We start from the raw sequence: 25,057 nt of genomic DNA on the forward strand, positions 1-25,057 counted from the left end.
CCCTTTACCCTAGCCTTGGGATGTTAAGCCCTTGTAAAGGGGAAGGGTGAAGGTGAAACGACTTCCCTGGCCCACTTGGCTTTCCACGAAGATCCTTCCCCCCATGGCCTCCACCAGGCCCTTGGCGACGGTGAGCCCCACCCCGCTTCCTCCCTCCTTGCGGCTGCGGGCCTTGTCCACCCGGTAGAAGCGCTCAAAGATGTGGGGCAGGTGCTCCGGGGGGATGCCGGGTCCGGTGTCCTCCACCTGGAAGGCCACAGCCTCCCCCTGGCGGAAGGCCCCAAGGCACACCTCGCCGCCTGGGGGCGTGTGGCGGAGGGCGTTGGTGAGGAGGTTGGCCAGCACCTGGAGGACCCTTTCCTCATCGGCCCACACCGGGGAAAGCCCCTCCGGCGCCTCCAGGCGAAGCGCCACCCCCTTGGCCTGGAAGGCGCTTTGGAAGCGGGTGAAGGCCTCTTCAAGCAGGCCTTTGGGGTCCAAGGGCCTGGGGCGGATCTCCACCGCCTTCGCCTCCACCCGGGAGACGAGGGAGAGGTCCTCCACCAGGCGCCCCAGGGCCTTGACCTCCCGCAGGATCCCTTCGGCCGCCTTTTCTTTGGAGAGGACCCCGTCCATAAGCCCCTCGGCGTAGCCTTGGAGGGCGGCCAAGGGGGTCCTGAGCTCGTGGGCCACGGTGCCGATGAGCTCGGCCCGGGTTCGCTCCACCTTCTCCAAGGCCTCGGCCAGGCGGTTGAAGTGGAGGGCAAGCTCCCCGAGCTCGTCCCGCTCCAAGAGGGGAAGCCGGATTCCGTACTCCCCCTGGGCCATGCGCCGGCTCCCCTCGGCGAGAAGCCTTGCGGTGCGATAAAGGCGGAGGCTGGCGAAAAGGGCGGTGAGAAGGGCCCCCAAGGCGGAAAGGGGGAGGGCGGAGAGGAGGGCGGCGGTGAGGGTGGAGCGCAGGCCCTTTTCCAGGTCCTGCCTTAGGGCCTCGGCTATCATGCCCCCGCCCATCATGGCCAGGGCGTGGTACATGCGCTCCACGTGCCCCCGGTAGAAGGCGGGGGCGAAGGCCTCGGCCAGGAGCAGGAGAAGCCCAAGGGCGAGCAGGGCCACCAGAAGGTGGCTCAGAAAGAGCTTAAGGAAGAGGCGCATCCAGGTCCTTGAAGCGGTAGCCCACGCCCCGCACCGTCTCCAGGAAGCGGGGGTTTTCCGGGTCGTCCCCGAGCTTTTTTCGGAGAGAGGCAATGTGCACGTCCACCACCCGGTCCACGCCCGGAAAGTCCGGTCCCCAGACCTTCTCCAAAAGCCTTTCCCGGCTGAAGACCATCCCCGGGTGCTGGGCGAGGGTCAAAAGGAGGTCAAACTCCAGCCGGGAAAGGGAGAGGGGTCTGCCCTCCAGGTAGGCCTGGCGGGCCTTGGGGAGGATGCGTAAGGGGCCGTAAACGAGCTCTTCCTTAAGCCCGGCTCGGCGCAACAGGGCCTTGACCCGGGCCACCACCTCCTTGGGGCTAAAGGGCTTGACCACGTAGTCGTCGGCCCCGAGCTCCAGGCCTAGGACGCGGTCCTCCTCCTCCCCCTTGGCGGTGAGGATGAGGAGGGGAAGCTCGGGGCGCTCCCTTCGCAGGATGCGGGCCACCTCCAAGCCCCCCACCTTGGGGAGCATCAGGTCCAGGATGACGAGATCGGCGGTGGGGAAGAGCTCCAGGGCTTTCTCCCCGTCCTCCGCCACGAGGACCTCAAACCCGGCCCCCTCGAGGTAGGCCCCGAGGACCTCGAGGAGGGCCGGGTCGTCGTCCACCAGGAGGACCTTCATGCCAGGTCCCGCTTCATCCGCTCAAAGGTTTCCTTGTCGATCTCCCCCCTGGCGTAGCGCTCCCTTAGCACCTCTAAGGCCCGGTCCCGCCGCTCAGGGGCTAAGGTCCTGACGATCCAGTAGACCAAGAGGCCTAGGAGGGCGAACCAAAGGAGGCTTAAGAGGGGCCCCCACCAGCCCAGGTACCCACCGTGGTCGCACCACCACATACCTTTCACCTCCTAGTTCCAGCTTAGCCTCGGCAGATTAAGCTACGGTAAAGCTCCTTGGCTGGAACCCTTTTAGCCTCAAGGAGTTGCTGAGCACGAAGAGGCTGGAGAGGGTCATGGCACCGGCCGCCAGCATGGGGTTCAGAAGAAGCCCCGTGAAGGGGTAAAGAGCCCCGGCCGCCACGGGGATGAGGAGGATGTTGTAGGCGTAGGCCCAGAAGAAGTTGAGGTAGATGGTCCGAAGGGTACGCCGTGCCAGAAGGATGGCGTCCACCAAGCTTTCCAGGCTCGGAGAAAGCAGGATGACATCCCCTGCCTCCACGGCGATGTCCGTGCCCGTGGCCAGGGCGATGCCCGCATCGGCCTGGGCCAAGGCGGCGGCGTCGTTGATGCCGTCCCCCACAAAGATCACCTTCCGCCCCTGGGCCTGGAGGTGCCGTATGGCCTCCACCTTACCCTCAGGGCGCACCCCGGCCAGCACCTCCTCTATGCCCAAGGCCTCGGCCACCCGTCGGGCTGGAACGGGGTGGTCTCCGGTGAGGAGGACGGGTTTGAGGCCCAGGGCCTTTAAAGCGGCCACCACCCTTCGCGCCTCGGGCTTGGGGGGGTCAAAGACCCCGAAGGCGGCCAAAAGCCTCTCCCCATCCGCCAGGTAAAGGGGAGTGTAGCCCTTTTCGGATAGCTCCCAGGCCTCCTTGGGAAGCGCCACCCCAAGCCTCTCCATCAGGGCTGGACCCCCCAGGTAAAGCTTCTTCCCCTCCACCACTCCCTCGATCCCCTCCCCGGGAAGAGCCCGCACCGCCTGGGCCTCGGGCAGGCTGAGATCCCTGGCTGCCTCCAGAACCGCCTTGGCGATGGGGTGTTCGCTTCCCCGCTCCAAGGCGGCGGCGAGGCGCAAGGCCTCCTCAGGGCTTAGGGCAAACCCCAGGCGTTCCGTGAGGGTGGGCTTCCCTTGGGTCAGGGTCCCGGTCTTGTCCAGGACCACGGTATCCGCCCGGGCCAGGGCCTCGAGGGCCGTCCCCTTGCGGAAGAGGAGGCCGAGCTGGGCCGCCCGCCCCGTGGCCACGGCGATGGCCGCCGGGGTGGCGAGGCCCATGGCGCAAGGGCAGGCGATGAGGAGAACGGAAAGGAGGGCCACGAAGGCGTAGGAGAGGCCGGGGCCATAGAGAATCCAAAGGGTAAAGGTGATAAGGGCGATGATGAGCACGATGGGCACGAAGACGCTGGCGATGCGGTCCGCCACCTCCTGCACCCGGGGCTTGTAGGCCTGGGCTTCCTCCACCAGGCGGGCCATCTGGGCCAGGACCGTGGCCTCCCCCACCCGGCTTACCCGGATGAGGAGGGGACCTTCCCCGTTCACCGTACCCCCCACCACCTCATCCCCGGGCTTTTTGGCCTTGGGGATGGGCTCCCCGGTGAGCATGGCCTCGTCCACGTGGCTAAAGCCCTCCACCACCACCCCGTCGGCGGGGATGCGCTCGCCGGGAAGGACCCGCACCAGGTCGCCAGGGATGAGGGCTTCGGCGGGGATCTCCTTTTCCTCCCCTTCCTGCACCACCCGGGCGGTCTTGGGCCTCAAGGCCAGGAGCTTGCGGATGGCCTCCGAGGCCTTCCCCTTGGCCTTTTCCTCCAGGTGCTTGCCCAAGAGGATCAGGGCCAGGATCACCGCTCCTGCTTCCAGATAAAGATGGCGGGCCTCCTCGGGGAACAGGGTGGGGAAGAGGAGGACCAAAAAGGAGTAGAGGTAGGCGCTTCCCGCCCCCAGGGCCACCAGGGTGCTCATGCCCAGGGAGCGGTGCCGGATCTCCGCCAGGGCCTGGCGGAAGAAGCGCCGGCCGGCGTAGAGGACGGGGAGGGCGGTGAGGACCTGGAAGAGAGGAGGAAGGTGGGGAAGGGGAAGAAGCATGGGCCCCATGGCTAGGAGAAGGGTGAGGAAGGCAAAGGGCAGGGCGATGAGGAGGTCCAAGGGATAAGCGGGGGCCCGTTTTTCCTCCTGGACCACCTCCAGGGGCTCGTACCCTGCATCCCGGATGGCCTGGCGCAGGCGGGGCAGGGTCACGGTGTCCGGGAGGTACTCCACGAAGGCCTTCTCCGTGGCCAGGTTCACGTGGGCGGAAAGCACCCCGGGTAGCTTCTTCAAGGCCCTTTCCACCCGGGCCACGCAGGCGGCGCAGGTCATGCCCTTTACGGGGATCTCCACCCGGGCCACCACGGGTTCGTAACCTGCCTCCTCCACCTGCTTCAGGACCTCCTTGAGGTCTATGCCTTCCTGGAGGCGCAAAAAGGCTTCCTCGGTGGTGAGGTTGACCCGGGCTTCCTCCACGCCCGGGGCCCTCTTTAAGGCCCTTTCCACCCGCGCCACGCATGAGGCGCAGGTCATTCCCTTTACCCCTACCTTCACTTCCAATGCCATAGCTTCATACCCCCTAGCGGAAACCCCTTTGCTTTCCCCGGGCTGGTGTGCCCTTGGGCTTCTGCCCCGCCCTGGACCGGGTGGGATCAACGGTACTTGAGGGCCTCCATCAGTTCCTCCACGATTTCCTCCACGTCCCCCCGCTCGTGGGCGGTGGCCACGTGGTCCCGGAGGTGGGCCCTTAGGACCATCTCCCCCACCCGGTCCAGGGCACCCTCCACCGCCTTGAGTTGCTTCAGCACGTCCACGCAGTAGACGTGGGGATCCTCCAGCATGCGCAGGATGCCCTCGAGGTGGCCCTTGGCGGAGAGGAGGCGCCTTTTGGCCTCTTCCCGCACCTTGGGGTCCAGGTGGAGGGGGTGGCGGGGCACAGGGCCTCCTTAGCCCGCCAGGGCGGCCCGGTAGCCTTCCTCTTCCACGGCCCGGATCAAGGCCTCAGGGTCCGCCTTGCCCTCCACCAGGGCCTCGGCCCGTTCCAGGCTCACCTCGACCTTCTCCACCCCGGGTACCTTAAGAAGCGCCTTTTTCACCGACATCACGCAGTGGTTGCAGGTCATGCCTTCTACCTTGAGCTTCAGCATCCCTTACCTCCCCCCACCCCAGGTGGGGTGGGTATTCTCACCCTAGCGCTTCTTCCGCCCGCCGTCAAGGACAAAGGCCCCAAGTCCTCCTTGGGGCCTTGCGGACGGGATGGGCGTCTATAGGTCCAGGAGGATGGTATCCCCCTCCAGCTTGGCGGGGAAGACCTTGACGGGCCTGGGGGCGGGAAGGGTCTGTCGGCCTGTTTTCAGGTCGAAGCGGGCCCCGTGCCGGGGGCAGACGATCTGGCCGTCTTCCACATCCCCCTCGTGGAGGGGGCCGTCGTCGTGGGTGCAGATGTCCTCCAGGGCGAAGACCTCCTCCCCGGTGTAGAGGAGGAGGATGGGCTTCCGGTGCTCGGGCCTTTTGACCACCAGCCTGCCGTTTTCCAGCTCGCTCAGCCGGGCCACCGGGGTCCACATGGCTTAGATGCGCACCTTTTCCTCGATGACCGCCTCGAGGTGGGCCCTTAAGGCCTTTAGAGGAATGCGGTTAAGGACGTCCGCCAGGTGGGCCTTCACCAGGAGCTCCTGGGCCAAGGTGCGGGGCAGGCCCCGGGACTGGAGGTAGAAGAGCTGCGCCTCGTCCACGGGGGCGGTGGTGCTCCCGTGGGTGCAGCGCACGTCGTTGGCCCCGATTTCCAGCTGGGGAATGGAGTCCACCCGGGCCGTGGGGGAGAGGAGGAGGTTGCGGTTGGCCTGGTAGGCGTCCGTCTTCTGCGCCCCCCGTTCCAGCTTGATGAGGCCGGAGAAGACCGCCCTGGCCTCGTCCTTCACCGCACCCTTGTAGAGGAGGTCGCTTCGGGTGTGGTGCTCCACGTGGTGCTGCAGGGTGTAGTGGTCAAAGTGCTGCTGCCCATGGCCGAAGTAAAGGCCCAGCATCTCGCTTTCGCCGCCGGGGCCGAGAAGCTCGGAAGCCACCTCGCTCCGGGCGTAAGCGCCCCCCAGGTTCACCACCAGGTCGTTTAGCCCGGCGTCCCGCTCCAGGAGGGCCCGCTGGCGGTGGAAGTGCCACACCCCCTGGCCAAAGGTCTGGATGTGGGCGTGGCGGAGCCTGGCCCCGGGGCGGAGCACCATCTCCGTGGCGGAGAGGTGCAGGGTGGGGGGGAGGTCAGGGGAGAGGTACTCCTCAATGTAGGCGGCCTTGGCGTTGTCCTCCAGGAAGAGGAGGCTCCGCCCGGCGGAGGCCTTTTCCCCTTCCAAGAGCACCTTGAAGACCCCAAGGGGCTTTTCCACCTCCAGCCCCGCCGGGACGTAGAGGAAGGCCCCGTGGGTGAAGAAGGCGCTGTTCTGCGCGGCGAACTTGTCCTCGGTGTAGACCCCTTGGAAGAGGGCGCTTTCCACCTGGGCCGGGTGGGTTTTCAGGGCCTCGGTCAATGAGGTGAAGACGAGGCCCTTGGCCGAAAGCTCCTCAGGTACCTCGGCGTGGACCAGATCGGGCCCCACGAAGACCAGGAAGCCGGAAACGTCCGTCTTCTCCAAGCGGCGCCGCACCAGCTCGGGAAGCTCGTCCCGGGAAAGCCGTAGGCCCTTGGGGGCTTCCACCTCCTGTTCCAAGGGGGCCTCGGAGAGGTCGGTGTAGCGCCAGTTCTCGTCCTTCTTGCTGGGGTAGGGGAGTTTGGCGAAGGCCTCGAGGGCCTTAAGCCTCTTCTCCAGAAGCCAGGCGGGCTCGCCTAGAGCCTGGGAGATGGCCTCTACCCGCGTCTTGTCCAGTACCTGCATCCTGCCTCCTCGCAAAAGGGGAAGAGGCCTTTAGGCCCCTTCCCGCGCCATAGGGCCTTTAGCCGACCGAGCCCTCCATCTCCAGCTCAATGAGCCGGTTGAGCTCCACGGCGTACTCCAAGGGAAGCTCCTTGGCGATGGGCTCAATAAAGCCCCGGACGATGAGGGCCGCCGCTTCGTCTTCCTTGAGGCCCCGGGACTGGAGGTAGAAGATCTGCTCGTCGTTGATCTTGGACACCGTGGCCTCGTGCCCCACGTGGGCGGAGTCCTCCTCAATCTCAATGTAGGGGTAGGTGTCCGTGCGGCTTTCCGGGTCAATGAGGAGGGCGTCGCACTCCACGTTGGCCTTGGCGTGCTTGGCCCCGTCCAGGACCTTCACCAACCCGCGGTAGCTGGCCCGACCCTCGCCCTTGGAGATGCTCTTGGAGACGATGGTGCCCGAGGTGTGGGGGGCACCCAGGATGATCTTGGCCCCGGTGTCCTGGTGCTGCCCCGTCTTGGCAAAGGCGATGGAGAGGATCTCCGTGCGGGCCCCCGGCTCCAGGAGGTAGCTGGAGGGGTACTTCATGGTGACCTTGGAGCCCAGGTTGCCGTCCAGCCACTCGTGGAAGGCGTCCCCGTAGACCAAGGCCCGCTGGGTCACCAGGTTGTACATGTTGGTGGACCAGTTCTGAATGGTGGTGTAGCGGCTCCGCGCCCCCCGCTTCACCACGATCTCAATGACCCCGGTGTGGAGGCTTTCCGTGGAGTACATGGGGGCGGTGCAGCCCTCAATGTAGTGCACCTCCGCCCCCTCGTCCACGATGATGAGGGTGCGCTCAAACTGGCCGAACTCGGGGGTGTTCACCCGGAAGTAGGCCTGCAAGGGGAGCTCCACCTTGACCCCTGGGGGCACGTAGACGAAGGAGCCTCCAGACCAGGCGGCGGAGTTCAGGGCGGCGAACTTGTTGTCCTCGGGGGGGACCACCTTGGCGAAGTACTCCCTGAAGAGGTCCTCGTACTTTTTCAGGCCCTCCTCAATGGCCACGAAGATGACCCCCTGCCGCTCCAGCTCCTCCCTGACCCGGTGGTAGACCATCTCCGAGTCGTACTGGGCCCCCACCCCGGCCAGCACCTTGCGCTCCGCCTCGGGGATGCCCAGGCGCTCGTAGGTCTTGCGGATCTCCTCCGGGACCTCTTCCCAGCTCTTGGCGTCCCGCACCTCGGCGGGCTTCACGTAGTAGACGAGGTTGTCCAGGTCCAGGCCCGAGAGGTCGGGGCCCCAGGTGGGCATGGGCTTCTTCTGGAAGATCTCCAAAGCCCGCAGGCGGAACTTCAGCATCCACTCGGGCTCCCCCTTGTGGTAGCTGATGGCCTCGATCACCCTCCGGGTGAGGCCCCGCTCGGCCACGAAGACCGGCTTGACCTCGTCCACGAAGTGGTACTTGTACTCTTCGCCCAGTGCCCTCAGATCGGCCTCGCTCATGCTTCCTCCTTCACCCTTTCCCGGAGCCACTCGTAACCCTTGGCCTCCAGCTCCAGGGCCAGCTCGGGGCCGCCCTCCGCCACGATGCGCCCGTCCATCATCACGTGCACCCGGTCGGGGACGATGTAGTTCAGAAGGCGCTGGTAGTGGGTGATGACCAGGGCGCCGAAGTTTGGCCCCCGCATGGCGTTCACCCCCCGGGCCACCACCTTGAGGGCATCGATGTCCAGCCCGGAGTCGGTCTCGTCCAAGACGGCGTAGGCGGGTTCCAGGACCAGAAGCTGGAGGATTTCGTTCCGCTTCTTCTCCCCGCCCGAGAAGCCCTCGTTGAGGTAGCGGGAGAGGTAGCTTTCGTCCCAGTCCAGGATCTCCAGGGCCTTCTTCACCTTGGCCCAGAACTCCGCCACCCCCACCTCCCGGCCCAGCTTGGCCTGCAGGGCCAGGCGCAGGAAGTTGGCGATGGTGACCCCTGGCACCTCCACCGGGTACTGGAAGGCCAGGAAAAGCCCCTTGCGGGCCCGCTCGTCCGGGGAAAGCTCCAGGATGCTCTCCCCGTCCAAGAGGATGTCCCCCTTCTCCACCACGTACTCGGGGTCGCCGGCCAGGATCTTGCCCAGGGTGCTCTTGCCCGCCCCGTTGGGGCCCATGAGGGCGTGCACCTCCCCCTTGGGGACCACCAGGTTCACGCCCTTGAGGATGGTCTCGCCGTCAATGGAAGCCCAGAGGTCGCGGATTTCCAGCTGGTTCATGCTTCTGCCTCCTAAGGCCGGGCCGCACCCTTACTGCGACCCGTTCGCAGTAAGAGTATAGCCCCTCCGCCTCCAAAAGTATAGTGGTTTAGTCGGGATTTGCCAGGTGGAAGCCCAAGGCCTCGGGGAGGGCCAAGGGGCCGGGAGCGAGGCGGGCCTCCAGCTCTGGGCAGAAGCGGCCCAGGGCGCGGCCAAGTTGGAAGCGGAAGGGTTCGGGCAGGCTTCCTTGGCGGGCCTCGGAGAGCTTGTGCCAGGCGGCCTCCCGTTCCCCAAGCCCCAAAAGGGAGAGCACCTCCACCGCCCGGGCCTGGGCCAAAAGGCCGGGGTCTTCCAAGGGGGGGAGGGCCACGATCTGGGCCAGGGCCTCGCCGAAGCTCCTTTCCCGGGCCAAGGCCTCGGCGTAGCCCAGGCGGGCCTGGGCCCTTAGGTAGGGGTTCTCCAGGCCCAGGAGGGGTTTGAGCAGGGCTCGGCCTTCCTCCGGGGGGAGGAGGAGGGCGAGGAGGCTTGCCGTATCCAGGCGCAAGGCGGTGTAGCGGTCCGTGGCCTCTTCGGGGATTTCCCGAAGGAGGTCCCGGAGGAGGCGAAAGGCGGTGGGGGCGGAAAGCCCTCCCAGGAACGGGGCCCGGTAGGGCTGGCCCGCCTCCAGGAGGAGGTAGGCGGCCCCCAAGCGGAAAAGGGTGCGCAGGTGGCGGTAGCGGGCCTCCTTGGGGCGCTCGGGGGTGGTGCGGAAGTAGGCCTCGGCCCGCCGGAGGTAGCCCAAGGCCTCAAAGGCCCGGCCTCGGGCGGCCTCGAGGATCCCCGCCTCGCTTTCCACCCGGGCCCGGGTGAAGGGGTCTTCCGCCTCGGCCAGGGCCTTTTGGATGGCGGCCTCCGCTTCGCCGTAGCGGCCGAGGCGCCGAAGAAGGGTGGCGTAGCGGGCCCGGACCCGGGCCACCTCGTCCTTGGGGGCCCCGGCTTCCTCCAAAAACCTTAGGCCCTCCGCCATGCGGGTTTCCGCCTCCAAGCGGCCTAGGCGCATGAGGAGGTCCCCCATCTGGTAGCGGGCCCGGCCTAGAAGCAGGGGATCGTGCCCCACCTGGGCCAAGGCGGCCAGGGCCTCCTCGTAGCGGCCCAGGTCCTTGGCCACCAGGCCCCGCCAAAGCTGCACCCGGTCCCGCAGGAAGGGGGCCACGGGCAGGGCTTCCGCCTCCTGCACCAGCTTGGCCGCCTTCTCGTAATCCCCCTTCCAGCGCTCCACCGCCGCCATGACCAAAAGGCCTTCCGCCTGGGCGGTCTCGTCCAGGTGGAGGAGGTCCTCCTTGGGGGGGAGAAGGTCCTCCGCCTCCCGATAAAGGGCGGCGTCCGCCTTGGCCTCCGCCCCCTTGATGCGGGCCCAGGTGCGCAAAGAGGGGTCTTCCGCCTGGGAGAGGACCTTTAGGGCCTCTTCCGCCTCCGGGTGGGCGTACTGGCCCAGGACCGCCCGGTAGCGCACCACCACCGCTGCCAGGGTTTTTAGGTCCTCCTTGGGCCAGGTCTGGGCCTCCGGCCAAAGGCCCGGGAGGAGGGCCAGGCGGGCGGGGTCTTCTTGTAAGAGTTCAAGAAGTATTTTCCGCTCCCCCGCTTTGTGGGCGTGGTAGAGCTTGCGGAAGAGGTTTTCCTTGGGGAAGTACGCCAGGGCCAGGCGGTGGAGCTCCTGGGGAGCCTCCTCGGGGAGGAAGGTGCGCAACGAGGGGCGCACCAAGCCTTCCCCCACCCAGTCCAGAAGGGCCCGCTCCGCCTGGGAAAGCTTTTCCAGGGGGCGGCCCAGGGCCTTTTCCAGAAGCTCCAAGGGAAAGGCGGGGTCGGCCTCGGGGCTAAAGGCGGCGAGGGCCTGGAGGAGGGGGCGTAGGGTGGGGTCGTCCTGGAGGGGGGTCTTGGGGTCGTGCTTGGCCGCCTCCAGGAGGACGAGGCGGGAAAGCTCCCCGAAGTTGCGGCCCGCCTGGTTCACCAGGGCCTCGAGGCGCTCGGGGGGCAGGTGGGGAAGCCTCTCCCGCACGAAACGCCTCGCCTCTTCCCGGCTCGGCGGGGAGAGGGGTTGGTAGGGAAGGGTGGGGGGTGGCTCGGAAAGGGCGGCCAGGTAAGGCACCTGCAGGGCCTTTAGGAAGGGTTCAAGCCAGGCCGCTAGGCTCCGTTTGCTCCCGTCCGGCCCCCGCAAGGGGAGGCCCTCTAGGGTTCCCTCCGCCTCGGCCCGAAGCAAGAGGGGGCGGCCCCGCCCGTTCAGGGCCCGGGCCAAAAGGGTCAGGACCTCTTGCGCCAGGGCCCCTTGCAGGATGTAGGGCTGGGTGGGGGAAAGCTGGGCCAAAAGCCCCCGCGCCTCCTCCCCCACCCCCAGGGTTTCCGCCAAGGGCACCAGGGCCTGGGCCAGCTCCCCCCCCAGGTTGAGGAGCACGGGCTCCCGCCCCGGCAGGGCGGAAAGGGCCCGGGCCAGGGCGGAAAGGAGGACGCCTTTCCCCGTGGCCGGACCCCCCACCACCACCATCTGGGGCCGACCCCCCGCCTCCAGCTCCTTGAGGAAGCGGCGGAAGATGCGGCGCTTGTCCCGGCCCAAGGCCTTGCGGGCGCTTTCCAAGAAAAGCTCCGCTGGCGGGGGTGGAGGGGTGAGGCCCGCCTCCCGGTAGAGGTCGGCGATGACCTCGTAAAGGCGCTCCTTCTCCTCGGGGCTTCCCAGGTCCTTGTAGAGGATGTTGCGCACGGTGCCGGCCCGGCCTCCCCGCTCGGTCATGAGGGCCTCGAGCCAGCGCAAGGAACCCCGCTTACCCCGGTGGTCCCGGCCCCGGAGGTGGGGCCTTAGCTCCTCCAGGTAGCGGAGCCAGGGTGTAGGTGCTTCGGCCATAGTACTTACACCATCCTAACTTGGTGTTGGCGTTTTTTACAAGCAAAAGCCGCCCCACCCAGGGGGCGGCCGGGAAGGGGTTTCCTTAGTGGACGGGCTCGTTGAACTGAGCCTCCTCGGTGGAGCCCTTCAGGGCCAGGGTGGAGGCCTGCCCTTGGGTCAGGGCCAGGACCACCTCGTCAAAGTAGCCCGCCCCCACCTCCCGCTGGTGCTTCACGGCGGTGAAGCCCTGGGCCTGGGCCAGGAACTCCTTCTGCTGGAGCTCCACGAAGGCGGGCATACCCCGGGCCTTGTACCCCTTGGCCAGCTCCCAGGTGTAGTAGTTCAGGGTGTGCCAGCCCGCCAGGGTGATGAACTGGAACTTGTAGCCCATCTCCCCCAGCTCCCGGTTGAACTTGGCGATGGTCTCGTCGTCCAGGAACTTCTTCCAGTTGAAGGAAGGAGAGAGGTTGTAGGCGAGGAGCTTGTCCGGGAACTCCCGCTTCACCGCCTCGGCGAACTTGCGGGCCTCCTCGAGGTCGGGCTTGGAGGTCTCCATCCAGATGACGTCGGCGTAAGGGGCGTAGGCCAACGCCCGGGCGATGCCCGCTTCAATCCCGTTCTTCACTCGGTAGAAGCCCTCGGGGGTGCGCTCATCCTTGAGGATGAAGGGGCGGTCGCGCTCGTCAATGTCGCTGGTGATGAGGGTGGCGGCCTCGGCGTCGGTGCGGGCGATGATCACCGTGGGCACCCCCATAACGTCCGCCGCCAAGCGCGCCGCCTGCAGGGTGCGGATGTGCTGGGAGGTGGGCACCAGGACCTTGCCCCCCAGGTGGCCGCACTTCTTCTCCGAGGCCAGCTGGTCCTCGTAGTGGATGCCGGCGGCTCCCGCCTCAATCATGGCCTTGGTGAGCTCAAAGACGTTGAGCGCCCCGCCGAAGCCCGCCTCGGCGTCGGCCACGATGGGCACGTACCAGTCCCTGGTCACCTTGCCTTCGGAGCGCTCAATCTGGTCGGCCCGCATGAGGGCGTTGTTGATGCGCTTCACGATCTGGGGCACGGAGTTATAGGGGTAGAGGGACTGGTCGGGGTAGGTTTGCCAGGCCAGGTTGGCGTCCGCCGCCACCTGCCAGCCGGAGAGGTAAATGGCCTCGAGGCCCGCCCGCACCATCTGCACCGCCATGGCTCCGGTGTAGGCCCCGAAGGTGTGGACGTAGGGGCGCTCGTGGAGGAGCCGCCAGAGCTTCTCCGCCCCCCGTTTGGCCAGGGTGTACTCTATGGGGATACTGGGCCTGAGGCGCACCACGTCCTCGGGCCGGTAATCCCGCTTCACGCCCTTCCACCGGGGGTTCGTTTCCCACTCCCGCCTGAGGGCCTCCGCCTCTTCCCGCATTTCCGGGGTCAGCATGCTGAGGGGTTCCACGCTTCCACCTCCGAGGACCAGTCTGGAGTCTGGAAGCAGTTTGGTGTAGTGTGTAAGGTCCGAAGGCCCACACGGGCCTTTGGTGTGAACGGGAATTTTCTACACCGCTAGCGGGCCTGCTGGGCGGCGATGAGGAGGGGGTCCCAGACGGGGCTATAGGGAGGGGCGTAGGCCAGGTCCAGGGCCAAGAGGTCCTCCAGGGTGCCCCCTCGGTGGAGAAGGGCGGCCAGGACGTCCACCCGGAGCGCCCCGTGGCCGTGGGCCACCACCGCTCCCCCCAAGAGCCTTCCTGTGCCCTCCTCGTACACCAACTCCACCCATAGGGGGGCGCTTCCCGGGTAGTAGTGGGCCCCGTCCCGGCTTTGGATGAAGACTTTCTTGGCCCGGTACCCCTCCTTGAGGGCGGCCTCTAGGGGGAGCCCGGTGGTGGCCACCGCCAGGCCGAAGGCCTTGAAGATGGCCGTGCCCACCACCCCGTGGAAGAGGGCCTCCTTGCCGGCGATGACGCTTCCCGCCGTGCGGCCGTGCTTGTTGGCCACGTCCCCCAGGGGAAGCCAGTAGGGGCGCCCAAGCACCCGGTGGAAGCTTTCCGCCACGTCCCCGGCGGCGAAGACCCCTTCCAGGTTGGTGCGCATCTCCTGGTCGGTGGCGATGGCCCCCGTGGGGCCCAAGGCCACCCCCATGGCCTGGGCCAGTTCGGTGTTGGGCCGCACCCCCGTGGCCACCAGGACCAGATCCGCCGGCACCACCCCTTCCGAGGTTTCCACCGCCTCCACCCGGCCTGCGCCCCCTATGGCCAGGACCCGCACCCCGGTCCAGACCTCCACCCCGTGGCGCTCCAGCTCCCCCTTGAGGAGGGTTCCCACCTCCTCGTCCCAGTGGGGCAGGGGGCGCTCCTTGGCCTCCAGGAGGGTGACCTCGAGGCCCCGCTTGCGGAAGGCCTCCGCCACCTCGAGCCCGATGTACCCCCCTCCCAGGATGGCGGCCCGCCGGGCCCCTTCCAGGGCCTTCAGGAGCCTTTCCCCGTCCTCCATGCTCCTAAGGGTGTAGACCCCCGCCTGCTCCGTGCCCGGAATGGGGGGGATGGCGGGCCTCGCCCCCGTGGCCAGGACCAGGTAATCGTAGCGGTCCTGGAAGGTGCGCCCCTCCCGGTGGTCAAACACCGTGAGGACCCGCTCGTGGGGGTTTATGTCCACCACCTCGTGGCGGGTGTGGACGAGGACCCCCTGTTTGCGGAACTCCTCCGGGGTGCGGGCCACGAGCTTGGCGAGGCTTGGGATCTCCCCTGAAAGCACGTACGGCAGGCCGCAGGCCCCGTAGGAGACCCATCCCGACTTCTCGTAAACCACCACCTCCAGCTCGGGGTTTTCCCGCTTGGCCTTGGCGGCGGCGGAGGCACCCCCCGCTACCCCGCCCACCACCACCATGCGCTTGCCCATGGGGGGTATTTTGCCACAAGGAGGTTGGGCTAAGTGTCCCAGGCTAATAGACTTAAGATGAGGTAAGGCCATGGGGAATCGCTTTCGCGATCGAGTCAAAGGGTTGGTTGAAAAAGTTATTCGTGAAATGGGGCTTAGCCAGCGGTACCGTGTGGAAATAGAGTATCCCTCGCCCCATGGGAGCGCGATTCGGGAGCAGGGTCGCAAAGTAGATGTAGCTGTGTTGGTTCTTTCAGAAGAAGGCAAGTTTCAACCTTATCTTTTCCTGGAGTGTAAGTGGCAAGCGAGTCGGGGCACAGCCGAGGACAAAATCTTTCGCGCCGCAGAAGAGGCAAGGCGGGATCGTCTGTTGGGGGTTCACTCAGTCGTGGTGTTAGGAGGCAAGGGGTTTGGCTCAAAGATGCGCCGATGGGCTTTGACAGAAGGTTTTGTCCACGAGGCTTTTCTTGAGGTCTGGTTAAGGGAGTTTTTCGGCCAATGATCCAACCTTTGCTTGATCTTCCAGAGGCTTCTTCAGACCAAAGGTCCTTGTCCCCACCCCTCAAGTGGGCCGGGGGTAAGCGCTGGCTTGTTCCCTACCTTTCGTCCCTTTATGAGCCGCATCGTCGCCGCCGTTGGGTAGATCTTTTTGCTGGGGGGTTAGCTCTTCCTTTAGGACTGAAACCGGATAAGGCTCTGCTTAACGACATCAATCCTCATTTGATTAACTTCTACAAGTGGATTCAGAAGGGGTTGGAAATAACCATCCCGCTCGTCTACGACAGGGAGGTATATTACGCCTATCGTAGGCGATTTAATGACTTGATCCAACAAGGTTTGTGGCAAACCAAAGAAGCAGCTGAACTCTTCTACTACTTGAATCGCACCGGGTACAATGGCCTTTGTCGCTTCAACCAAAAGGGAGAGTTTAATGTCCCCTTTGGTAAGTATAAAAAGGTTAACTATCAGAGAAGATTTGCTGATTACCAAGAAATCTTCCAAAAATGGGAGTTTTCTTCACTAGATTTCCGCCATGTACCGCTCCAAACAGACGACTTTGTCTATGCCGATCCACCCTACGACGTTGAGTTTACAAAATATAGTCCCGAAGGATTTGGTTGGCGGGATCAGGTAGACCTCGCAAAGCTTCTCGCTCAACATCCAGGTCCGGTTGTGATCTCTAACCAAGCGACGGAACGGATACTGAGGCTTTACAGAGAGCTGGGTTATGAGTTGCACCTTCTTCCAGCACCTAGGCGCATCAGTTGCAATGGCGACAGGCAAAAAGCCTTGGAGGTCTTAGCTGTGCGTAACCTTTAGAACCTCTTCCCTTACCAAGCTTCCTCCTTTGAGGTATAGGGCGCGTTCCGCCCGGGCGGCCAGCTCCAGATCGTGGGTCACCAGGATGAGGGTGCGCTCCTTTCCCGCCTGGAAGAGAAGGGCCGCCACCTGCTCCTTGGACTCGGCATCCAGGTTGCCCGTGGGTTCGTCGGCGAAGAGGATGGGGGGGTCCAGGGCCAGGGCCCGGGCCAGGGCCACCCGTTGTTGCTCCCCGCCGGAAAGGCGGTTCGGGAGGTGGTGGGCCCTCTGGGAAAGCCCCACCCCTTCCAAAAGCGCCAGGGCCCGGGCGCGCCTTTTGGCGGGGGGCCAGCCCGCAAGGAGGAGGGGGAAGGCCACGTTTTCCCAGGCGGTGAGGGTGGGGATGAGGTTCCACTGCTGGAAGACGAAGCCCATGTGCTTTAGGCGCGCCTCCGACCGCTCGTCCTCGGAAAGGCGGTGGAGGGGGATTTCCCCCAGGTAGACCCCGCCCTCCGTGGGCAGGTCCAGCCCGGCGAGGAGGTTTAGGAGGGTGGTCTTGCCGCTTCCCGAAGGCCCCACGATGGCGGTGGCCCCTCGGGGGAAGGTGTAGGTGAAGCCCTCGAGGGCCACCACTTCCTTCTCCCCTTGCCGGTAGCGCTTGGTCAGGTTCTCGGCCCGGAGCATCTAGACCCTCCCCAAGGCTTCCACCACGGGGATGCGGCTCGCGTGGTGGGCGGGAAGGAGCCCGGCCAAAAGCCCCAGGCTCAAGGCCACCAGGAGGGCGAAGAGGGAAAGCCTGGGCGTCACCGCGGAGAGGGCCAGGCCCACCTCGCTTTGGGTGTAGAGGTTAATGGCCTGGGATGCCACACCCCCCAGGGCGAGCCCGCCCACCCCGCCCAGGAGGGCGAGGAAGAGGGCTTCCAGCACCACGAGGCGGAAGATGAAGCCCCGTTTAGCCCCCAAGGCCCGCATGACCCCGAATTCCCGCGTGCGTTCGTAGACGGACATCATCACCGTGTTGGCCACCAGGAGGCCGCCCACCGCCAGGGCCACCAGGCTGATGCCGAAGCGCACCAGGTCGCTGATCCTGAGGGCCCGCTCGGCGAAGCGCATCACCTCCCCCGTGGTCTGGGCCTTGAGGCCGGGAACCGCCCTTTCCAGGGCCCGGGCCGCCTCCTCCGCCTTCTTGTCGGGGCTTAGGGCCACCAGGACGGCGCCAACGTTTTCCGTGCCCAAAACCCTTTGCAGGGCCTTGAGGGGGGCGAAGATGAGGTTGTCGGCGAGGCCCCCGCTCTCCTCCAGGATTCCCTCCACCTTCAGGGTCACCTGGGGGGAAAGGCGCAAGGGGCTTCCCACCGCCAGCCCAGCCCGCTCCGCCAGCTTGGCCCCCACCACCGCCCCGCCCTCCGAGGGAAGGAGGCGGCCTTCCTTAGCCCGAAGCCCGGGGTAGAGGAGGTCCGGGCTCACCCCTGGGGGAAGCCCTTGGAAGAAAAAGCTATTTTGCGGGTCAAGGCCGCCCCGGGCCAGGAAGAGGGTGGGAATCACCGCCTGCGCCCCCAGGGCTTCGGCGGCCCGCTTGAGGGCTTCCACCTGGGCGGGGGTGATCTCCGGGTAGGCGCTGAAGGCCAGGCCCTCGCTCCCTTCGGGCACCACCTGGATGGCGGGGCCCACCCGGGAGAGCTCCTGGAATAGGGCGCGCCGAAGCCCCTCCCCAAAGGAAAGGAAAAGGACCATGCTGGCGGTGGCGATGAGGACTCCGAGGAGGGTGAGGAGGCTCCGCACGGGCCGGGCCAGGAGGTTGCGCAGGACCAGGTAGAAGACCTCCATCCCCCTAAGCCTACCCAAAGGAGGCGGAAGGGGGGTGGCGGGGGCTACAGGAGGCGCTCCACAAACTGGGTTTCCACCTCTTCCAGGAAGGCCCGGGGGTTCACCTTTTGCCTTTCCGGGTGGTTGTAGTAGGCCTCCTCCGCCCGGGCGAAGTCCTCGTGGGCCACGAACCAGAGGAAGTCCCGGTCGGAAAGCCAGTAGGCCCCGAGGATCTCAAAGCCCAGGGCCTTTCGCAAGGGGACGATGGTTTCCAGAAAGACCTTTTGGAACTCCTCCTTGGCCCCCTCCTTCAGGCGGTAGCGGCGCATCTGGACCATAGCGGAAGTCTAAACCACCTTGCCCGGGTTCAGAAGGCCCTCGGGGTCCAGAAGGGCCTTTAGCCGCCGCATCCAGTCCAGGGCGGGGCCGTGCTCCAGGGGAAGGTACTTTTTCTTCCGCAGGCCCACCCCGTGCTCCGCGGTGCAGGTGCCCCCGAGTTCCAGGGCCTTTTTTACCAGTTTTTCCGCGTAGGCCTCCGCCTTTTGGTACTCCCCGGGCAAGACGGGGACCAAGGTGTGGAAGTTGCCGTCTCCCACGTGGCCCAGGATGTTCCCGGTGAGGCCCATCTCCCTCAAAAGCCCTTGGGCGTAGCGCACCGCCTCGGGGAGGCGGGAAAGCGGCACGGCGGTGTCCGTGATCATGAAGCGGTGGCCGGGAAACAGGTGGACCAAGGCCCAGTAGGCTTGGTGCCGGGCCTCCCACTGCTTCTTGCGCTCCTCCTCCGTCTTGGCCGCCTCCACCGCCATGGCCCCCGCCTCCCGCATGAGCTCCAGGGCCAAGGCGCTTTCCGCTTCCAGGGCCTCCCGGGTGGAGGAGTGGAACTCCAGGAAGAGGGCGGGGCGCTCGGGGAAGCCCGACCCCAGGTGGCGGTTGAGGGCCTTCAGGGCGAGTTCGTCCAGAAGTTCCAGGCGGGCCACGGGAAGCCCCGCGGCCATCACCCGGTAGCTCGCCTCCGCCGCCTCCTCCACCCCGGGGAAGAAGACCCTTAAGGTGTGCACGTGCTCCGGCAGGGGGTGGAGGCGGAGGGTTAGGCGGGTGATGACCCCTAAGGTCCCCTCCGAGCCGAGGAAAAGGTCCTTGAGGTCGTAGCCCGCGGAGGTCTTGCGCACCCCCCGCCCGAGCTCCAGGACCTCGCCGCTTGCCAGGACCACCTGCAGGGCCAGGACGTTTTGCCGCATGCCCCCGTAGCGCACCGTGGTGGTGCCGCTGGCGTTGGTGGCGGCCATGCCCCCCAAGGTGGCGTCGGCCCCGGGGTCCACGGGGAAGAAGAGGCCCGTGCCCTTGAGGGCCTCGTTGAGCGCCTTGCGGGTGAGGCCGGGTTCCACCACGCAGAGGAAGTCCTCGGGGCGGACCTGAAGTATCCGGTTCATGCGGGACATGTCCAGGCTGATGGCCTCCCCCAAGGGCAGGAGGGCCCCCTCCAGGCTCGTCCCCGCCCCGAAGGGGATGACGGCCACATGGTGCTCCCGGGCCCAGGCGAGGGCCCTTTGCACGTCCTCCACCCCTTCCGGGTAGACCACGGCCAGGACCTCCCCTTCCTCGGGGTAGCCCTCGTCCTTGCCGTGGCGCCGCCTTTCCGCAAGGGAGGTTTCCACCTTCCCGGGCAGGAGGCTTTTCAGGGCTTCCACCTTGTCCATGGGGAAAGTTTAGTCCGTCTTGGCGTCGGGGAGGAGGGTTTCCACCCCCCGCACCTTGGGGAGGAGGTAGCCGGAAAGCCCCCAAAGCACCCCCAGGCCCCCGAAGAGGAGGAGCATGAGGGCGATCCCCTCCCCCTGCCCCAGGCGGGGCCCGAAGACCCGGTCGGCCAGGGGGCCGGAAAGGAGCATGGCCAAGGGGGTGGCGAGCCAGGCGATCATGCGCCGGGCGGCGAAGACCTTGCCCTGGACCGCCAGGGGCACCTTGGCTTGCCAGATGGCCTGGTTGGAGCCGTTTAGGAGGGGGATGAAAAATGCCTCCATGAAGGCCAAAAACGCCCACGCCGTGGGCCCTTCCACCACCCCCATGAGGGCCAGGGCCAGGCTGGACAGGGCCATGCCCAAGAAGACCCCGTGGACGCGCCGCTTGGGGCCGCCCCACACCGAGAGGAAAAGCCCCCCCGCCACCCCGCCCAAGCCCGAGGCGGAGCGCACCAGGGCCAAGGCGCTTTCGGAAAGCCCCGTCTTGGCCAGGACCATGGCGGGCATCACCGTGGCCGCCAGGGTGGTGAGGAAGTTGACGCCGAAGAACATGAGCTGAAGGCCCAGGAGGGAGGGCCTTTGCCAGATGAAGCGGAAGCCGAAAAGGGCTTCTTCCAGGAAGGAGGTCTTCTCCTTCGCCTCGAGGCCGGGGTTGGGGATGGGCACCCGAAGAAGGGTCGCCACCGCCGCCAGGCCCCCCAACAGGTCCAGGGCGAAGATGCCCGCCAGACCCACGGGCTTGAGGAGGGCCGCCGCCAGGACCGGGGCCCCCACCCCGGCCAGGGACTCCGCCAGGCTCATCATGCCGCTGGCCCGGGCGTAGTCCTTCTTGTCCAACATGGCGGAAAGGGCGGCGGAAAGGGCGGGCCAGTGCAGGCTGGAAAGCGCCCCGGTGAAGGCGGACACCAGGTAGAGGTGCCAGACCTCGAGGCGCCCCACGAGGAAGAGGAGCAGGAGGACTCCCGTGGCCACCCCTCCCGCCAGGTCCGAGGCCAGCATGGCCCACTTCCGGGGATACCGGTCCACCAAGGCCCCCGCCAAAGGGGAGAGGAGGATGAGGGGCAGGAAGTGGAAAAACCCCAAAAGGGAAAGGGCGGTGGCCAGGCCCGTCTTCTGGTAGGCGAAAAGGGTGAGGGCGAACCAGGTCATCTCCCGGCCCATCAGGGCCAAAGCCTGGCCCGCCCAGAGCAGGCGGAAGGCGGCGAAGCCCGCCACTAAACCTCGTCCCTTAGGATGGCTTCAATCTTCTCCAGGGCTTCCTTGGGCAGGTCCACCCCGGCCGCGCCCAGGCTCTCCCGGATTTGCTCGGGCCGCGTGGCCCCGGTGATGGCGCTGCTGATCCCGGGAAGCCTGAGGACCCAGGCCAGGGCCAGCTGGGTGCGGGTGAGGCCCAGCTCCTCCGCCACCTCCTTGAGCTTCAGCACCTTCTTGCGGTTTTCCTCCGTGAGGTAGCGGGCCCGGAACTGGTCGTAGCGGGCGAAGCGGCTGTCTTCGGGGATCCCCTCGTCGTACTTGCCCGTGAGCATCCCCTGGGCCAAGGGGCTCCACACCACAAGCCCCAGGCCGAACCGCTCCGCCTCGGGGAGGATCTCGTTTTCCACCCGTTCCCGGTAGAGCATGGAGTACTGGGGCTGCTCCACGATGGGGGGGTGGAGGCCGTTCGCCTTGGCGAAGGCCACCGCCTCGGCGATGCGGGGGGCGGGCCACTCCGAGGTGCCCCAGTAGAGGGCGTAGCCCTTCTCCACGATGGTGTGCATGGCGTAGACGATTTCCTCCATGGGCACCTCGGGGTCGTAGCGGTGGGCGAAGAAGAGGTCCACGTAGTCGGTCTTGAGCCGCTTCAGGCTTTTGGTGACGCTCTCCAGAAGGTGCTTGCGGCTCAGGCCCCGGTCGTTGGGGTCTTCGGACATGGGCCAGTAGGCCTTGGTGGAGAGGACCAGGGTGTGCCGGGGGAACTCCTTAAGCACCTCCCCCATGATCTCCTCCGCCAGGCCCCGGGCGTAAACGTCGGCGTTGTCAAAGAAGTTCACCCCGCCTTCGTAGGCGATCTTCACGATCTCCCGGACCGTCTCCTTGTCCTTGACCACGTCCCCAAAGGTCACCCAGGCCCCCAAGGAGATCTCGGAGACCTTCAGGCCCCACTTGCCGAGTTTCCGGTAGCGCATCTCACCCATGGCAAGAGGAGTCTACCCCTTGCCCCGGCAATTGACCAGCGGGTCAGTCCCCTTCCACCTCCAGCACCCCGGCTTCCGCCTGGAAGCCGATCCTCTTGTGGGTACCGTCGCAGAAGGGCTTGTTGGCCGAGCCCCCGCAGCGGCAGAGGAAGACCCGGGGCTTCTCCAGGACCTCTTCCTTCTCCCCCAGGCGCAGGACAAAGCGGGCGCCTTCCAGGCGGATGGGGCCGTTTTCCAGGAACACGAGCCGCATGCTTCCATGCTACCCAAGGTTTGGCCCAGTCTGGGACGGGTATAGTGAGAAGCATGGAAGGCCACGCACCCGAGCCCACCTTTACCCTCGAGGGCTGGCACGTCCTCCACGATTTCCGCCGCCTGGACTTTGGGGCCTGGCTCGCTGCCCCCGAGGAGGAGCGGCGCGCCGCCTGGGAGGAGCTACGGGCCATACTGGCCGAGTGGCAGGAGGCGGAGGCCAAGGGAGAGGGCTCCTTTGGCGTCTATCAGGTGGTGACCCAGAAGGCCGACCTCCTTTTCCTCAACCTCAGGGAAAGCCTAGACGCCCTTTTGGCCGTGGAGGAGCGCCTCAACAAGAGCCGCTTCGCCCGCTACCTCCGCCCCGCCTACGGCTTTTACTCCGTGGTGGAGCTGGGAAGCCAGACGGGCCCCCTGGACCCCGAGGCCCCCTACGTGAAGCCCCGCCTCACCCCCCGGGTGCCCAAGGGGGGCTACGTCTGCTTCTACCCCATGAACAAGCGCCGCCAGGGGCAGGACAACTGGTACCTGCTCCCCGCAAAGGAGAGGGCCCTCCTCATGAAGGCCCACGGGGAGACGGGGAGGAAGTACCAGGGGAAGGTGATGCAGGTCATCAGCGGGGCCCAGGGCCTGGACGACTGGGAGTGGGGGGTGGACCTCTTCAGCGAGGACCCCATCCAGTTCAAGAAGATCGTCTACGAGATGCGCTTTGACGAGGTTTCCGCCCGCTTTGGCGAGTTTGGACCCTTCTACGTGGGCAAGTACCTTTCCGAGGAGGGTTTGGCCGGCTTCCTGGAGGTGGGCTAGATGATTTTTAGCTTCGCCCTCTTCCGCCTCCTCCCCGAGTTCCGCCGCCTCGAGGCGGAGCAGCAGGAGCACCTGAAGGAGGACTTCGCCCAGTTCCTCGCTCGCTGGCAGGGGCGGGAAGGGTTCTTGGCCGTGTACAGCCTGGTGGGGTTTTCCGGGGAGGCGGACCTCCTTCTTTGGCAGGGGGTGGAAAGCCCAAAGGCCCTCCAGGCCTTCCGCCGCGAGGCGAACCGCACCCGCTTCCTGGGCTTTTTGGAGCCCGTGGCCCTCCACCTGGACCGAGGGGAGGGGACGCCGGGGGAAGGGGCCTTGGCCCTTTTCCCCTATGGCCTCGAGGCCCCCATCCCCGAGGGGCTAAGGGCCTTGCGCGGGGAGACCCTTTTGGCCCTGGAGGGGCCTTTGGAGGCCCTTTTCCCCCTCATCCTGAAGGAAGGGGGGTACCTGGGCGTGCAGCGCGCGCCCAGGGAGGTCTTGGACGAGCTATAAGGCGGCCCAAAGGGCCAGGCCCCCGAAGAGGAGGAGGCCCGAAAGGAGGGTGAGGAGGGCCGCCTTCCGCGTCTTGCGGAAGAGGAGGCTCAGGAGAAGCCCCGTGAGGCTCACCAGGGCCAGGAAGAGGGCGGAGAGGTCCAGGACCCACCGCCACCCCGAAGGGGTGTCCCGGCCCTTGTGCAGGTCGTTCAGAGCCGCCACCAGGCCCGCCTCCGTGAGGGTTAGGGTGTAGGCCCCCGTCTTGAGGTCCACCTGGGCGTCGGCCCCGTAGCCGGGGGCGCGGAAGGAAAGCCAGGCTTGGTCGCCGCTTTGCCCCCGGTCCGCCACCCGTCCCCTGAGCCCCAAGGCCCTCAGGTCCTCCGCCAAGGCGAGCCAGTCCACGCTCTCCCCCTCTAGGTAGGGCGCATGGGGGAGGGTGCCGGAGAGCTTCCCCACCTTCCCTTCCCCGAACCACTCGGGGTGGTTCAGGGTGAGGCCTGTCACGGCGAAGAAGAGGATGGAGAGAAAGGCCACCAGGGAGAGGTAAAGGTGCAGGGTCCGGGCCCAGGCGTAAAGCCTGGCCCGCAAGGGGCTCGTCCCGCCTCTAGGCCTTCCGGCCGTAGTCAAGGCGCACCTCCTGGAGTTCCCCCTTCAGGGCGTAGGTTTTTTGGAAGGGCTTTTCCCCGATTTCCACCTTCTCGCGGAAGAGCTCGTAGGGCCCGTGCTCCCGGGCGTACTCCACGCACACGTAGTAGCTCCCTTGGGCCACGGTGCGGCCCCCTTCGTCCTTGCCGTCCCAGGCCAGGGTGTAGCGCCCCGGGGGCCGGGTGGGGCCGGAGAGGGCCCGCATGCGGGCCACGTCCCCCAGGGCAAAGTAGCGCCTCAGCTCGTTCCACCACCTTTCCCCTTTCCCCGGCATGAGGAAAAGGCCCAGGGTGCGCACCAGGTTGCCCCGCTCGTCCTCCACGTACACCGCCACGTAGGGGGCGCGGTAGCGGAAGCCCCCGCCCTCATAGGCGAAGCTCACCTGGAGTTCCATCCCTTGGGGCCAGGGCTTCCCCTGGGCCCGGGCCATCCCTAAGGCCAAAACCCCGCCCAAAACCCGCCTGAAAAAGCTCCTCCGGCTGTAGTAGCGCTTGAGCATTCTCCCCTCCTATGGGCCGGCCACGGGGCCTTGGGGGGTGAAGAGCACCCCTTGGGCCCGGAAGCGGGCGAGGACTGGAAAAGCCTCCCATCCCAAGACGAAAAGGGCCTTGGTGAGGCCATCCGCCAGGCAGGCGGAAGGGGCCAGGACCGTGGCCTGGAGCCCGGGAGCGGGCCTTAGGGTGCGGGGGTCCAGGAGGTGGGCCCCCTTGTGGCGCACCCCGCTGGTGGCCACCCCCCCTTGGCCGAGGCGGAGGCGGAAGGCGGGGGGGGCGTTATCGGGACCCAGGGGGTCTTCCACCAGGACCTCCGCCTCCCCTGGGCCCTGCCGGGCCAGGTCCCCGCCCAGGTTCACCAAGGCGGCCCGGGCCCCCGCCCTTAGGGCGGCCGCCACCGCCTTGTCGGCGATGTAGCCCTTGGCCAGGCCGTCCAGGTCCAGGGGGGCGAGGATGGCCACCTCTTCCCCCTGGAAGCGCAAGGCCTCACCCCCGTGGCGGGGGGCGGGGTGGAAGGCCCCGCCCGTGGCCTCCTGGAGGCTTAGGGCCAGGCGGAGGACCTCCATAAGCTCCGGGCCTGGCCTTCCCCCGCCCTGGCGCACCAGGCGGGTGAGCTCGCTCTCCCGGTGGCGGCTGAAGACGCCCTCCAGGCGGCGCACCTCCTCCAAAGCGGCCGCGAGGGCCTTTGGCCCCCGGCCCCAGGGCGCTTCCACCTCCACCTCCAGGAAGCTTCCCAGGACGCCTTCCCACCTGGCCCCGTGCCGGCCCATGCCCTAA

Annotated in this window: 27 protein-coding genes; 4 read left to right on the plus strand and 23 right to left on the minus strand. The window is 66.7% G+C overall.

The features are described 5' to 3' along the window. Positions 1-9 precede the first annotated feature (9 nt). The 13 genes from L0D17_RS01175 to L0D17_RS01235 all read right to left on the minus strand — a co-directional run bounded on the left by L0D17_RS01175 (position 10) and on the right by L0D17_RS01235 (position 14,620). Complete coding sequence (locus L0D17_RS01175) at positions 10-1,131, minus strand: sensor histidine kinase (RefSeq protein WP_243093598.1); 1,122 nt, start codon at positions 1,129-1,131, stop codon at positions 10-12. Next, on the minus strand, positions 1,115-1,792 hold the full coding sequence (locus tag L0D17_RS01180) for a response regulator transcription factor (protein ID WP_008633472.1): 678 nt from the start codon (positions 1,790-1,792) through the stop codon (positions 1,115-1,117). Before L0D17_RS01180 ends, L0D17_RS01175 begins: the two co-directional genes overlap by 17 nt. Then, complete coding sequence (locus L0D17_RS01185) at positions 1,789-2,001, minus strand: SHOCT domain-containing protein (RefSeq protein ID WP_019551341.1); 213 nt, start codon at positions 1,999-2,001, stop codon at positions 1,789-1,791. The genes L0D17_RS01180 and L0D17_RS01185 overlap by 4 nt, the downstream gene beginning before the upstream one ends. Before the next feature lie 37 nt (positions 2,002-2,038). Further along, on the minus strand, positions 2,039-4,414 hold the full coding sequence (locus L0D17_RS01190; protein ID WP_243093599.1) for a heavy metal translocating P-type ATPase: 2,376 nt from the start codon (positions 4,412-4,414) through the stop codon (positions 2,039-2,041). A gap of 86 nt (positions 4,415-4,500) precedes the next feature. Then, positions 4,501-4,785: a metal-sensitive transcriptional regulator gene (locus L0D17_RS01195; RefSeq protein ID WP_015716307.1), complete on the minus strand. Its 285-nt coding sequence runs from the start codon at positions 4,783-4,785 to the stop codon at positions 4,501-4,503. Positions 4,786-4,794: 9 nt separating this feature from the next. Beyond that, positions 4,795-4,995, minus strand: a complete 201-nt coding sequence (locus L0D17_RS01200) for a CopZ family metallochaperone (protein ID WP_008633461.1) — start codon at positions 4,993-4,995, stop codon at positions 4,795-4,797. Positions 4,996-5,112: 117 nt separating this feature from the next. Continuing rightward, complete coding sequence (locus L0D17_RS01205; RefSeq protein ID WP_243093600.1) at positions 5,113-5,415, minus strand: Rieske (2Fe-2S) protein; 303 nt, start codon at positions 5,413-5,415, stop codon at positions 5,113-5,115. 3 nt (positions 5,416-5,418) lie between these two features. Beyond that, positions 5,419-6,714 carry a Fe-S cluster assembly protein SufD gene (gene sufD / locus L0D17_RS01210; RefSeq protein WP_243093601.1) on the minus strand — a complete coding sequence of 432 codons (1,296 nt, stop codon included), beginning with the start codon at positions 6,712-6,714 and terminating at the stop codon, positions 5,419-5,421. Positions 6,715-6,772: 58 nt separating this feature from the next. Next, entirely contained in the window at positions 6,773-8,179 is a 1,407-nt protein-coding gene (gene sufB / locus L0D17_RS01215) for a Fe-S cluster assembly protein SufB (protein ID WP_243093602.1), read from the minus strand. Continuing rightward, entirely contained in the window at positions 8,176-8,928 is a 753-nt protein-coding gene (gene sufC / locus L0D17_RS01220) for a Fe-S cluster assembly ATPase SufC (protein ID WP_243093603.1), read from the minus strand. Before sufC ends, sufB begins: the two co-directional genes overlap by 4 nt. A gap of 88 nt (positions 8,929-9,016) precedes the next feature. After that, positions 9,017-11,779 carry a hypothetical protein gene (locus tag L0D17_RS01225; protein ID WP_243093604.1) on the minus strand — a complete coding sequence of 921 codons (2,763 nt, stop codon included), beginning with the start codon at positions 11,777-11,779 and terminating at the stop codon, positions 9,017-9,019. A gap of 85 nt (positions 11,780-11,864) precedes the next feature. Continuing rightward, entirely contained in the window at positions 11,865-13,181 is a 1,317-nt protein-coding gene (gene aceA, locus L0D17_RS01230) for an isocitrate lyase (protein ID WP_039455130.1), read from the minus strand. 107 nt (positions 13,182-13,288) lie between these two features. Then, positions 13,289-14,620, minus strand: a complete 1,332-nt coding sequence (locus L0D17_RS01235) for an FAD-dependent oxidoreductase (protein ID WP_243093605.1) — start codon at positions 14,618-14,620, stop codon at positions 13,289-13,291. Between the two features lie 70 nt (positions 14,621-14,690). On the opposite strand from L0D17_RS01235, the gene L0D17_RS01240 reads away from it, so the two are divergent. Then, positions 14,691-15,101 carry a PD-(D/E)XK nuclease superfamily protein gene (locus tag L0D17_RS01240; RefSeq protein ID WP_243093606.1) on the plus strand — a complete coding sequence of 137 codons (411 nt, stop codon included), beginning with the start codon at positions 14,691-14,693 and terminating at the stop codon, positions 15,099-15,101. Beyond that, entirely contained in the window at positions 15,098-15,919 is an 822-nt protein-coding gene (locus tag L0D17_RS01245; RefSeq protein WP_243093607.1) for a DNA adenine methylase, read from the plus strand. The genes L0D17_RS01240 and L0D17_RS01245 overlap by 4 nt, the downstream gene beginning before the upstream one ends. Here L0D17_RS01245 and L0D17_RS01250 read toward each other — a convergent pair. From L0D17_RS01250 to L0D17_RS01280, 7 genes are read right to left on the minus strand one after another with little or no spacing between them, the layout of a single operon-like run. Next, positions 15,899-16,582 (minus strand): ABC transporter ATP-binding protein, encoded by a 684-nt coding sequence (locus L0D17_RS01250; RefSeq protein ID WP_243093608.1) that lies wholly within the window; start codon positions 16,580-16,582, stop codon positions 15,899-15,901. The two genes, L0D17_RS01245 and L0D17_RS01250, sit on opposite strands and share 21 nt — an antisense overlap. Beyond that, a complete protein-coding gene (locus tag L0D17_RS01255; RefSeq protein ID WP_243093609.1) occupies positions 16,583-17,725 on the minus strand; it encodes an ABC transporter permease in 1,143 nt (380 codons plus the stop codon). It lies immediately after the preceding gene. Between the two features lie 44 nt (positions 17,726-17,769). Next, entirely contained in the window at positions 17,770-18,042 is a 273-nt protein-coding gene (locus L0D17_RS01260; protein WP_243093610.1) for an NIPSNAP family containing protein, read from the minus strand. A gap of 9 nt (positions 18,043-18,051) precedes the next feature. After that, the gene (locus L0D17_RS01265; protein ID WP_243093611.1) at positions 18,052-19,401 is read right to left on the minus strand and encodes an FAD-binding oxidoreductase; all 1,350 of its coding nucleotides are present in this window, start codon (positions 19,399-19,401) and stop codon (positions 18,052-18,054) included. Between the two features lie 9 nt (positions 19,402-19,410). Next, positions 19,411-20,655: an MFS transporter gene (locus L0D17_RS01270; RefSeq protein WP_243093612.1), complete on the minus strand. Its 1,245-nt coding sequence runs from the start codon at positions 20,653-20,655 to the stop codon at positions 19,411-19,413. Then, positions 20,655-21,614 carry an aldo/keto reductase family protein gene (locus L0D17_RS01275; protein ID WP_243093613.1) on the minus strand — a complete coding sequence of 320 codons (960 nt, stop codon included), beginning with the start codon at positions 21,612-21,614 and terminating at the stop codon, positions 20,655-20,657. The genes L0D17_RS01270 and L0D17_RS01275 overlap by 1 nt, the downstream gene beginning before the upstream one ends. Positions 21,615-21,657: 43 nt before the next feature. Continuing rightward, positions 21,658-21,867, minus strand: coding sequence for a CDGSH iron-sulfur domain-containing protein (locus L0D17_RS01280; protein ID WP_039455160.1), 210 nt, complete (start codon positions 21,865-21,867; stop codon positions 21,658-21,660). A gap of 53 nt (positions 21,868-21,920) precedes the next feature. Here L0D17_RS01280 and hemQ point away from each other — a divergent pair, with 53 nt between their 5' ends. Beyond that, complete coding sequence (hemQ, locus tag L0D17_RS01285) at positions 21,921-22,673, plus strand: hydrogen peroxide-dependent heme synthase (RefSeq protein ID WP_243093614.1); 753 nt, start codon at positions 21,921-21,923, stop codon at positions 22,671-22,673. Continuing rightward, positions 22,674-23,159: a chlorite dismutase family protein gene (locus tag L0D17_RS01290; protein ID WP_243093615.1), complete on the plus strand. Its 486-nt coding sequence runs from the start codon at positions 22,674-22,676 to the stop codon at positions 23,157-23,159. Here L0D17_RS01290 and L0D17_RS01295 read toward each other — a convergent pair. Genes L0D17_RS01295 through L0D17_RS01305 form a run of 3 tightly spaced genes read right to left on the minus strand, consistent with a single transcriptional unit; the run spans position 23,154 to position 25,050 of the window. Continuing rightward, positions 23,154-23,768: a PepSY-associated TM helix domain-containing protein gene (locus tag L0D17_RS01295; RefSeq protein ID WP_243093616.1), complete on the minus strand. Its 615-nt coding sequence runs from the start codon at positions 23,766-23,768 to the stop codon at positions 23,154-23,156. The two genes, L0D17_RS01290 and L0D17_RS01295, sit on opposite strands and share 6 nt — an antisense overlap. Beyond that, positions 23,746-24,285 (minus strand): DUF2271 domain-containing protein, encoded by a 540-nt coding sequence (locus L0D17_RS01300; protein WP_243093617.1) that lies wholly within the window; start codon positions 24,283-24,285, stop codon positions 23,746-23,748. The genes L0D17_RS01295 and L0D17_RS01300 overlap by 23 nt, the downstream gene beginning before the upstream one ends. A 9-nt stretch (positions 24,286-24,294) precedes the next feature. Beyond that, positions 24,295-25,050, minus strand: coding sequence for an FAD:protein FMN transferase (locus L0D17_RS01305; RefSeq protein ID WP_243093618.1), 756 nt, complete (start codon positions 25,048-25,050; stop codon positions 24,295-24,297). Positions 25,051-25,057 lie beyond the last annotated feature (7 nt).

The sequence above is a fragment of the Thermus thalpophilus genome (genome assembly GCF_022760915.1).
In the GTDB taxonomy this organism is placed as follows: domain Bacteria; phylum Deinococcota; class Deinococci; order Deinococcales; family Thermaceae; genus Thermus; species Thermus thalpophilus.

Excerpts from the sequence above, each read along its gene's own strand:
- L0D17_RS01175 (WP_243093598.1), bottom strand. The coding sequence starts at position 1,131 with ATGCGCCTCTTCCTTAAGCTCTTTCTGAGCCACCTTCTGGTGGCCCTG.
- L0D17_RS01180 (WP_008633472.1), bottom strand. The coding sequence starts at position 1,792 with ATGAAGGTCCTCCTGGTGGACGACGACCCGGCCCTCCTCGAGGTCCTC.
- L0D17_RS01185 (WP_019551341.1), bottom strand. The coding sequence starts at position 2,001 with ATGTGGTGGTGCGACCACGGTGGGTACCTGGGCTGGTGGGGGCCCCTC.
- L0D17_RS01190 (WP_243093599.1), bottom strand. The coding sequence starts at position 4,414 with ATGGCATTGGAAGTGAAGGTAGGGGTAAAGGGAATGACCTGCGCCTCA.
- L0D17_RS01200 (WP_008633461.1), bottom strand. The coding sequence starts at position 4,995 with ATGCTGAAGCTCAAGGTAGAAGGCATGACCTGCAACCACTGCGTGATG.
- L0D17_RS01205 (WP_243093600.1), bottom strand. The coding sequence starts at position 5,415 with ATGTGGACCCCGGTGGCCCGGCTGAGCGAGCTGGAAAACGGCAGGCTG.
- sufD (WP_243093601.1), bottom strand. The coding sequence starts at position 6,714 with ATGCAGGTACTGGACAAGACGCGGGTAGAGGCCATCTCCCAGGCTCTA.
- sufB (WP_243093602.1), bottom strand. The coding sequence starts at position 8,179 with ATGAGCGAGGCCGATCTGAGGGCACTGGGCGAAGAGTACAAGTACCAC.
- sufC (WP_243093603.1), bottom strand. The coding sequence starts at position 8,928 with ATGAACCAGCTGGAAATCCGCGACCTCTGGGCTTCCATTGACGGCGAG.
- L0D17_RS01225 (WP_243093604.1), bottom strand. The coding sequence starts at position 11,779 with ATGGCCGAAGCACCTACACCCTGGCTCCGCTACCTGGAGGAGCTAAGG.
- L0D17_RS01235 (WP_243093605.1), bottom strand. The coding sequence starts at position 14,620 with ATGGGCAAGCGCATGGTGGTGGTGGGCGGGGTAGCGGGGGGTGCCTCC.
- L0D17_RS01240 (WP_243093606.1), top strand. The coding sequence starts at position 14,691 with ATGGGGAATCGCTTTCGCGATCGAGTCAAAGGGTTGGTTGAAAAAGTT.
- L0D17_RS01245 (WP_243093607.1), top strand. The coding sequence starts at position 15,098 with ATGATCCAACCTTTGCTTGATCTTCCAGAGGCTTCTTCAGACCAAAGG.
- L0D17_RS01250 (WP_243093608.1), bottom strand. The coding sequence starts at position 16,582 with ATGCTCCGGGCCGAGAACCTGACCAAGCGCTACCGGCAAGGGGAGAAG.
- L0D17_RS01255 (WP_243093609.1), bottom strand. The coding sequence starts at position 17,725 with ATGGAGGTCTTCTACCTGGTCCTGCGCAACCTCCTGGCCCGGCCCGTG.
- L0D17_RS01260 (WP_243093610.1), bottom strand. The coding sequence starts at position 18,042 with ATGGTCCAGATGCGCCGCTACCGCCTGAAGGAGGGGGCCAAGGAGGAG.
- L0D17_RS01265 (WP_243093611.1), bottom strand. The coding sequence starts at position 19,401 with ATGGACAAGGTGGAAGCCCTGAAAAGCCTCCTGCCCGGGAAGGTGGAA.
- L0D17_RS01275 (WP_243093613.1), bottom strand. The coding sequence starts at position 21,614 with ATGGGTGAGATGCGCTACCGGAAACTCGGCAAGTGGGGCCTGAAGGTC.
- L0D17_RS01280 (WP_039455160.1), bottom strand. The coding sequence starts at position 21,867 with ATGCGGCTCGTGTTCCTGGAAAACGGCCCCATCCGCCTGGAAGGCGCC.
- hemQ (WP_243093614.1), top strand. The coding sequence starts at position 21,921 with ATGGAAGGCCACGCACCCGAGCCCACCTTTACCCTCGAGGGCTGGCAC.
- L0D17_RS01290 (WP_243093615.1), top strand. The coding sequence starts at position 22,674 with ATGATTTTTAGCTTCGCCCTCTTCCGCCTCCTCCCCGAGTTCCGCCGC.
- L0D17_RS01300 (WP_243093617.1), bottom strand. The coding sequence starts at position 24,285 with ATGCTCAAGCGCTACTACAGCCGGAGGAGCTTTTTCAGGCGGGTTTTG.
- L0D17_RS01305 (WP_243093618.1), bottom strand. The coding sequence starts at position 25,050 with ATGGGCCGGCACGGGGCCAGGTGGGAAGGCGTCCTGGGAAGCTTCCTG.